Genomic DNA, 7174 nt, shown 5'->3' on the forward strand with positions numbered 1-7174 from the left:
ATATTCAATACAGAACCGTTCGGGTTTGCTTCGGAAAGGATCAATCCATCCGGTGTGGAATAGCGGAATAAGATGCAATCATTGTCCACAAGCTCTGTCAGAGTGACGTCATCTGCGTAATAGTTTCCGTCTCCATGCGCGATCGGAATTCTCAACACCTGTCCCTGTGCAAGATGTTTTGTGAGAGGAGAGCGGGTCGTTTCAACACGCAAATTCACATGCATGCATCGAAATTGCAAACATGCATTTTTCATGAGAGCTCCGGGCAATAAGCCCGCTTCGCACAGAATCTGAAACCCGTTGCAAATTCCAAATACCGTTCCACCGTCGCGCGCAAAACGTTCCACCGCTTTCATCACCGGCGAATAACGCGCCATTGCTCCCGTCCGGAGATAGTCGCCGTAAGAGAATCCGCCGGGAAGAATGATCAGATTGGCATTTCCGACCTGTTCTTCCTTGTGCCAGACCATTTCCACATCCTGGCCCAGAATATTTCGGAAAACATGTTCGGTGTCGTGATCACAATTGGATCCTGGAAATACAATGACCTTGATCTTCATGATTCCTCTCCCAGTTCAATAACATACTCTTCGATGATCGGGTTCGCAAGGACTTTACGCGCGATCTCCTCCAGTAGCTTACTGGTGTCGGATTCATTCGCATTTTCGATTTCGATATCGAAAACCTTGCCTTGCCTCACACCGGTGATACTGCTGTACCCCATGTGTTGAAACGTCTGCCAGATGGCTTCGCCTTGCGGATCGTGAACCGTTTCTTTCAAACGGACAATGATTTTTGCCTTCATACCACCATCCTTCTGCCAGTCTTACAGTTCAAGCATTTCGCTGATCTCATCCTGCATGGAGATGTGAATCTCAGCATCCCGGCATTTCTTTTCCAGAGCCCGTGTCGCGGAGACATAAACGATTTGAGGATGATTGTTTTGACGGCTCAAATGGGTCAACATGATTCTTCTTTGAAAGCCGTCGATATGTTCGCTGAAAAAATATGCTAATGCTTCATTCGAGAGATGTCCGTAGTTGCTCATCACTCTTTGTTTTAAGGACCATGGATACGGACCTGTCCGGAGCATTTCCAAATCGTGATTCGATTCGATCACGAGTAAATCAGAGTTTCGGAGCCGCTTTCGCACGGTTTCGGGAATGAAACCGATATCGCTGACGATGCAGGCACGCGAAGATCCGGCCCGTAATGCAAAAGCAAGCGGATCTACGCTGTCATGCGGAGTGGAAAACGGCGTTACTGTAATTGAGCCAATTTGCAACGGAAGATCGGCGCCGATGGGAACATGGTTCAGATGTTGCAATGCGGATGAAGTGTGATCGAGCGCGCGGGGAGAAATATAAATGGGAATCTTGAACTTTCTGGCCAGCGGTCCGGCCCCTCCGATATGATCGTGATGTTCGTGAGAAATAAAGATGCCATCCAGAGTTGATGGATCCACCTGGATTCGTGCTAGCCTCTCCACAATTTCCTTTGCGCGCAAGCCTGCATCGACCAGCAGTCTGGTAGATTGATGTTCAACGAACGTCGAGTTCCCGCTGCTTCCACTTCCCAGTACGCAAACCTTCATAGGTTCAAAGTTCAAAAGTTCAAGAGTTCAAAAGTTCAAGGGTAGCGCGCCTCCTTTGAACCCTTGAACCATTGAACCTTTGAACACTTCTCAGTGGGTTTGAAAATCATTCAACTGCAAATCGAGGCGATCCATGTCTCCCACAACCACGACGCCATAATTGGAATGTTGAAACAACTCCATCGCAACGTGCTGCACATCTGTAATCGTAACGGCCGAGATGCTATCCAGAATCTCTTGTGTTTCGATTTGTCTTTCATGATACAGGTCGTTGCGGGCCAGATTGAACATCCGTGACGATGAACCTTCTAAACTCAGGATCATGCTACCTTTCAAATGATTTTTCGCGTTTTCCAATTCTTCGGAGCTGACCGGCTCAGTGATTAACTGATGGCATTGCTGAAGGATCAGTTCAATTGCTTCCCGGACTGCTTCTTTTCCTGTTGCCGCATAAATGCTGAGGTAACCGGTATCTTTGAACGGACTTAAAGATGAATAAACCGTATAACAGAGGCCGCGTTCCTCGCGAATTTTTTGAAACAGACGCGAGCTCATGCTGCCGCCAAGAATTACATTGAGAACGCTGGCTGCGTATCGATCCGGGTCCGTTGCAGAATATCCCATCATTCCCAGAGAGATATGCGCTTGTTCCAGGTCTTTCTTCGGGCGCAGCAGCCCGAAAGGCCTGGCGAGATTGGATGGTTTCGATGGTAGAGAACTGCTGACCTTCGAGCCGTTCAATTGAAAATAGCGTCGAATATTCTCAACCATTTGATCATGATCCAGCTTTCCTGCCACTGTTACCAGCATGTTTCCCGGGACGTAATTCTCCGCAAATTTTGCCTGCAAGAGACGCTGATCCGCCGCATGAACCGTTTCAACAGAACCGAGAATCGGACGTCCTAGAGGATGATCCGGCCAGAAGTTCTCCAGAAAAAGTTCGTGCACCAGGTCTCCGGGTGTATCTTCCACCATTTTGATTTCTTCAAGAATGACTTTGCGTTCCCGTTCAATATCTTCGGCATCGAACTTAGGCCGGATCAAAATGTCTGAAAACAGTTCCAGCACCTGCGAAAGGTGTTCATCCAGCAATTTTGCGTAAAAACAGGTGTTCTCTTTGCTTGTGAAAGCATCCGTAAAACCGCCAATGGAATCGATCATCTTTGCGATTTCATAGGCATCTCTGTTCTCAGTGCCTTTGAAAAGCATGTGCTCAATGAAATGGTAGATCCCTGCTTCTTCCTGTTGCTCGTCTTGTGAGCCCTTCTTGAGCCAAACACCCAAAGCGATCGATCGAAGGTGATCTATCTCTTCTGTCAAAATGGTTAACCCATTTTCCAGCACCTCTTTCCTGATTCGATCTGTCATAAATACACCTTCGGTAGACCTAGAATTCTCATGAGAAACACCCGAAGAACAATCCCCAGTAACATTTCATCATACCATAACGTTAATTGTCCAACCCGACAAGCTGAATGAGTTCGTGATACCGCGGATCGGAACGAAGGGGATCCAGTTTCGGATCCACTTTCAGAAACAACAGCCAGTGGGAACGTTCTTCATAACTCTTCTTCAACAGCTCAAACGCGCGTTCTTCATCCCGCAGGCCTATGTGGACAAGGGCGTGGAGGAATGAGTCTACAGGACGCTCCTTAGAAAGCTCGTCTAACTGCTCCAGAATCCTATGCGTCTCAGAAGTCTTTCCCATTAGAGCAAGAGCATAGCCTAAATACGAAAGACTCAAAACGCTACCGTGCCACAGGCTCACTGCTTTTTCCAAATGCCGGATGGCTTCCTCAGGTTGTCCTGTTCGCATGTATGCCTCACCAAGAAACAAGTGGGCCGGCGCAAAATTGTCATCGAGTTCTACTGATTCCTGAAGTTGCGCAAGTGCCTTCTCATATTGCCGCGCGAAACCGTAAACCCATCCCTTGCCGGTACTGTGAGGTACGGAGAAGGGATCCAATCCCCTGGCCGTTTCGAATTCAGCGATCGCTTCGTCAAAGCGTGCTAGGGACAGCAGATAGTCGCCGTAGGAGTTGTGCGCAAATGGATAGGCAGGGTTCAATAAAATTGCCTGTTTGTATTCTTGCTCAACTCCCGCTGAATTCCAGTGGAGATGAAGAGTATAAGCGAGAGAACTGTGCGCTTCGGGAAGGCGATTGTCGATGCTTAAGGCTTTCTGGGCGGCGGATCTAGCATTCGGGAAAGCGTCCTTCGTTGATAAAAAGCTGTAAAACCACATGATGTTATAAGAATCGGCAAGCCCAACATACGCAGGCGCATAATCAGGATCGGAGCGGATCGCGACTTCAAAACACTCAATTCCTTTTCTGAATCCTTCCTCTGTGCGTTTGTACCAGTGATATCGACCTTTTAGATATAGTTGATAGGCTTGGGAATTTTCCGTCCATCGTTTTTTAAGATCGATTTCTTCCACCGGGCTCAGCTGCACGCGTAGCGTTTCGGAAATTTCTTCCGCCACTTTTTCCTGAATCTCAAATACGTCTTCCATTGTGCCGCGAAATTTTTCAGCCCATAGATGGGAATCCGAAACCGTATTGATTAACTGTGCCGTGATTCTTAAGTCATTGACTTGCTTCCGGACGCTCCCCTCCAGAATGTACGACACGTGTAGTTCATTGGCGACTTGCTGTAAAGGTTTTGTCGTTCCCTTATACCTCATGACCGAAGTACGGGAAGTCACCTTAAAACTTCTGATCCTGGAAAGACTTGCAATGATTTCTTCGGTGAGGCCATCACTGAAATATTCGTTTTCCGGATCCGGACTCATGTTGACAAAAGGCAAGACGGCAATTGAGATTTCCTTTTCAGGCTTTTGTTTTTTTGCTTCCGTTGCGCTGCTATCGCGTTTGATTCTCTTTAGATCTGCAAGGAGATCCGATGCACTCTGATAACGTAGTTCTCTCGGCTTCTCAACCGCTTTTTGAATGATGTGGACCAAGTCAGAGGGAAGATCGGGCTTCAAATTGTGAGGGTCTGCCGGAGACTTGTTTAGGATCTGATCGAAAAGCGCGTAAGTGTTTTCCGCTTGGAATGGTCGAACTCCGGTCGCCATTTCGTAAAGCACAATTCCTAATGAGAATAGATCAGAACGGGGGTCCAATTCTTTTTCCAGAATCTGTTCTGGTGAAACATAGGGCGCTGTACCTAGAATCGAACCTTGACGGGTCAGAGCCTCTGATGCTTCCACAGTAGGCATCTGCGATACATTGTCGCCGTGTTCATATCTCAATTTGGCAAGCCCGAAATCAAGGATTTTTACCTGGCCTCGATTTGTCACAAAGATATTCGCAGGCTTGATGTCGCGGTGTAGAATTCCGTTTGAATGGGCCGCATCCAGCCCCTCCGCCATTTGAATCCACAGATCGATCAGTTCCTCTGCCGGTAAAGGTCTATCGATGTAGTGTTTCAGAGTTTTTCCATCCAGGTATTCCATTACGATAAAGAGTTGCCCTTCATGGTCACCGACATCGTAGATGGTGCAGATGTTAGGATGATTCAGGGCGGAAGCAGCGCGTGCTTCCCTTTGAAAGCGTAAGATCGCCTGACGATCCTGCGCCACCTTTTCAGGAAGGAATTTCAGAGCGACAAACCTTCCGAGTCTTGTATCGCGACCCTTGTAGACAACCCCCATGCCTCCGCCGCCTAACTTTTCCAGAACGTCGTAGTGTGAGACAGTTTTGCCGGTCATCATGAAATCCAATCTATTTCAATTCTACAACCGTGCAAAAGGCACGACTAAACGATCGCGAACGCTCGAACAGGAAAACTTCCGAAATCTTTTACCATGGGAGGCACTGCAAAAAATCGGAATCCGGTTCGAGGCAGCGATTGAAGATTGCAAAGGTGTTCAACGATGGGGATCCCGGCCTTCAAAAGCAAAGAGTGTGCGGGGCGGGTCAGATCGGCAGTATCATCGATGTTGAACGAATCAATTCCTACCAAACCTGCTTCGCTGTCTACTAGATATTCCACCGCCTTTCGTGTAAGAAATGGATGACCCTCAAAATATTGCTCTGTGCGCCAATGTTTATCCCATCCTGTGTGAAACAAAACGGCCTTTTGTTTCAGATCCAGGTTCTTTAAAATATTTACATCAATTCTCCTGCTCCGATCTGTATCGATCTTGACACCTTCTAAATCCGCAATCCTGGAAAGTGAAAGCTGAGATAGATCTGTTCCGTCCACATATCTGTGAAAAGGCGTGTCGAGGTAAGTGCCTGTATTCGCCGCCATTTCAATAATTCCAATGTGAAATTCGACTCCCGGCGCGTAATTGTTCCTGGATTCTTCACGTTTCATGAAGTCGTGGATCTTTGGTGCTGGAATGCCTTTGTAGGTAATCATTCCAGCTTCTAACGAATGGCTCAAATCAACGAGCTTATGCATGAATACCTCCAGCTTGATAATGTCTGTAACCGGTATTAACTGTCATTCATCATATCGTAATAGTAAAATGCATAATGGATGAAAACCGAAGCAGCCGTCCGTAGAGCCCAAAAGAAATATCGCTGTATCGGCGGCCCGGATCACGTTTGTAACACGACTATCAATCCGGGTGATGTTTATTTCGCTTTCACTATCCATTCTCCTAACGGATACAAGACACGGCGATATTGCGTGGAATGCGCTCATCGAAATCATCCTGACCTGCTAAAGAATTCGATGGAAACAATCAAGAGTACTACGAAGCGAAAAGCTGCGGCGCCAAGAGTCAGCAGAATGAATTATCTGTCCGGTGTATCGCGGACTCTCAGAAGAAAAACAACGTTACCGGAGCAATTCTTTTGGGAACAATTGAAAACGAGTGGAATCAAAACAAGGTTCGTGAAACAGCAGATGATCCATGGATATATCGTTGATTTCTGGGCTCCTGCTGAACAAATCGCTGTTGAGCTGGATGGCGTCCAGCATTTGTCCCGCAGAACGAAGGATGCTCAACGGGACGAGGTGATGCGTTCTCACGGCATCCTTGTTCTTCGCTTCCCGGCGCAAATTGTTTTTTCTGATTTGAAGTACGTGTTTGAAAGAATCAAGGAAGCGGTGGAGACTCGAAAGGGGCGACGATAACTCCTACATCAATTCCGCATGCTTTGGGCAACGCGGCTTCCGATCAACCCACCGGATGCATCTGTAACAGTATGCAAAAGGACCGGTCCAATGATACTGCCGGAAAGCAAATAGATCCCGGCGAGAATCAAACCCATGGCGCTTGTCTTCACAATTCCTTCTTTTCCCTGATAAGCGTGTGCCAATCCGAAAATCAGTACAGAAATCAGGGCGCCGGGTAGAACCCCCAAATAACCTCCGAGATACCAGATCAGAAAACCTCTGTACAGCGCCTCTTCGCAAATCCCTGCCGTAATCGAAACGCCAATGTTTTTTTACTAATGAAATCGATTTCACAGCTGTTGTATCATTACGCAAAATGTGTAATCATGATGTATGATCAGAACCCAGATTCAGTTAACTGAAAAGCAAGCCAAAACGTTAAAAGCTATGGCGGCAGATCGGGGTGTCTCTGTGGCAGAGCTGATTCGCCAGGGTGTTTCCGAG

Annotated in this window: 9 protein-coding genes; 2 read left to right on the forward strand and 7 right to left on the reverse strand. The window is 47.3% G+C overall.

Annotation, left to right across the window (positions count from 1 at the left end; translation table 11 throughout):
- The 6 genes from purQ to L0156_24785 all read right to left on the reverse strand — a co-directional run.
- Positions 1-560 (reverse strand): phosphoribosylformylglycinamidine synthase subunit PurQ (gene purQ / locus L0156_24760; GenBank protein MCI0606211.1); only part of this gene is annotated, 560 nt, incomplete at its 3' end.
- On the reverse strand, positions 557-805 hold the full coding sequence (gene purS, locus L0156_24765) for a phosphoribosylformylglycinamidine synthase subunit PurS (GenBank protein ID MCI0606212.1): 249 nt from the start codon (positions 803-805) through the stop codon (positions 557-559). The genes purQ and purS, both read right to left, overlap by 4 nt.
- Positions 806-826: 21 nt before the next feature.
- Positions 827-1594 (reverse strand): MBL fold metallo-hydrolase, encoded by a 768-nt coding sequence (locus L0156_24770; protein MCI0606213.1) that lies wholly within the window; start codon positions 1592-1594, stop codon positions 827-829.
- Between the two features lie 90 nt (positions 1595-1684).
- Entirely contained in the window at positions 1685-2962 is a 1278-nt protein-coding gene (locus L0156_24775) for an insulinase family protein (GenBank protein MCI0606214.1), read from the reverse strand.
- An 82-nt stretch (positions 2963-3044) separates the two neighbouring features.
- Entirely contained in the window at positions 3045-5309 is a 2265-nt protein-coding gene (locus L0156_24780; GenBank protein MCI0606215.1) for a protein kinase, read from the reverse strand.
- Positions 5310-5356: 47 nt separating this feature from the next.
- The gene (locus L0156_24785; protein MCI0606216.1) at positions 5357-6007 is read right to left on the reverse strand and encodes a cyclase family protein; all 651 of its coding nucleotides are present in this window, start codon (positions 6005-6007) and stop codon (positions 5357-5359) included.
- Between the two features lie 78 nt (positions 6008-6085).
- Between L0156_24785 and L0156_24790 the strand changes: the two genes are divergently transcribed.
- A complete protein-coding gene (locus L0156_24790; protein MCI0606217.1) occupies positions 6086-6688 on the forward strand; it encodes a DUF559 domain-containing protein in 603 nt (200 codons plus the stop codon).
- Positions 6689-6696: 8 nt separating this feature from the next.
- Here L0156_24790 and L0156_24795 read toward each other — a convergent pair whose 3' ends face one another.
- Positions 6697-6939 carry a CPBP family intramembrane metalloprotease gene (locus tag L0156_24795; protein ID MCI0606218.1) on the reverse strand — a complete coding sequence of 81 codons (243 nt, stop codon included), beginning with the start codon at positions 6937-6939 and terminating at the stop codon, positions 6697-6699.
- Positions 6940-7063: 124 nt separating this feature from the next.
- Here L0156_24795 and L0156_24800 point away from each other — a divergent pair.
- Positions 7064-7174, forward strand: a 111-nt coding sequence (locus L0156_24800) for a ribbon-helix-helix domain-containing protein (GenBank protein MCI0606219.1), incomplete at its 3' end; no start/stop codon positions are given.

The organism is bacterium (assembly GCA_022616075.1).
Classification (GTDB): Bacteria; Acidobacteriota; HRBIN11; order JAKEFK01; family JAKEFK01; genus JAKEFK01.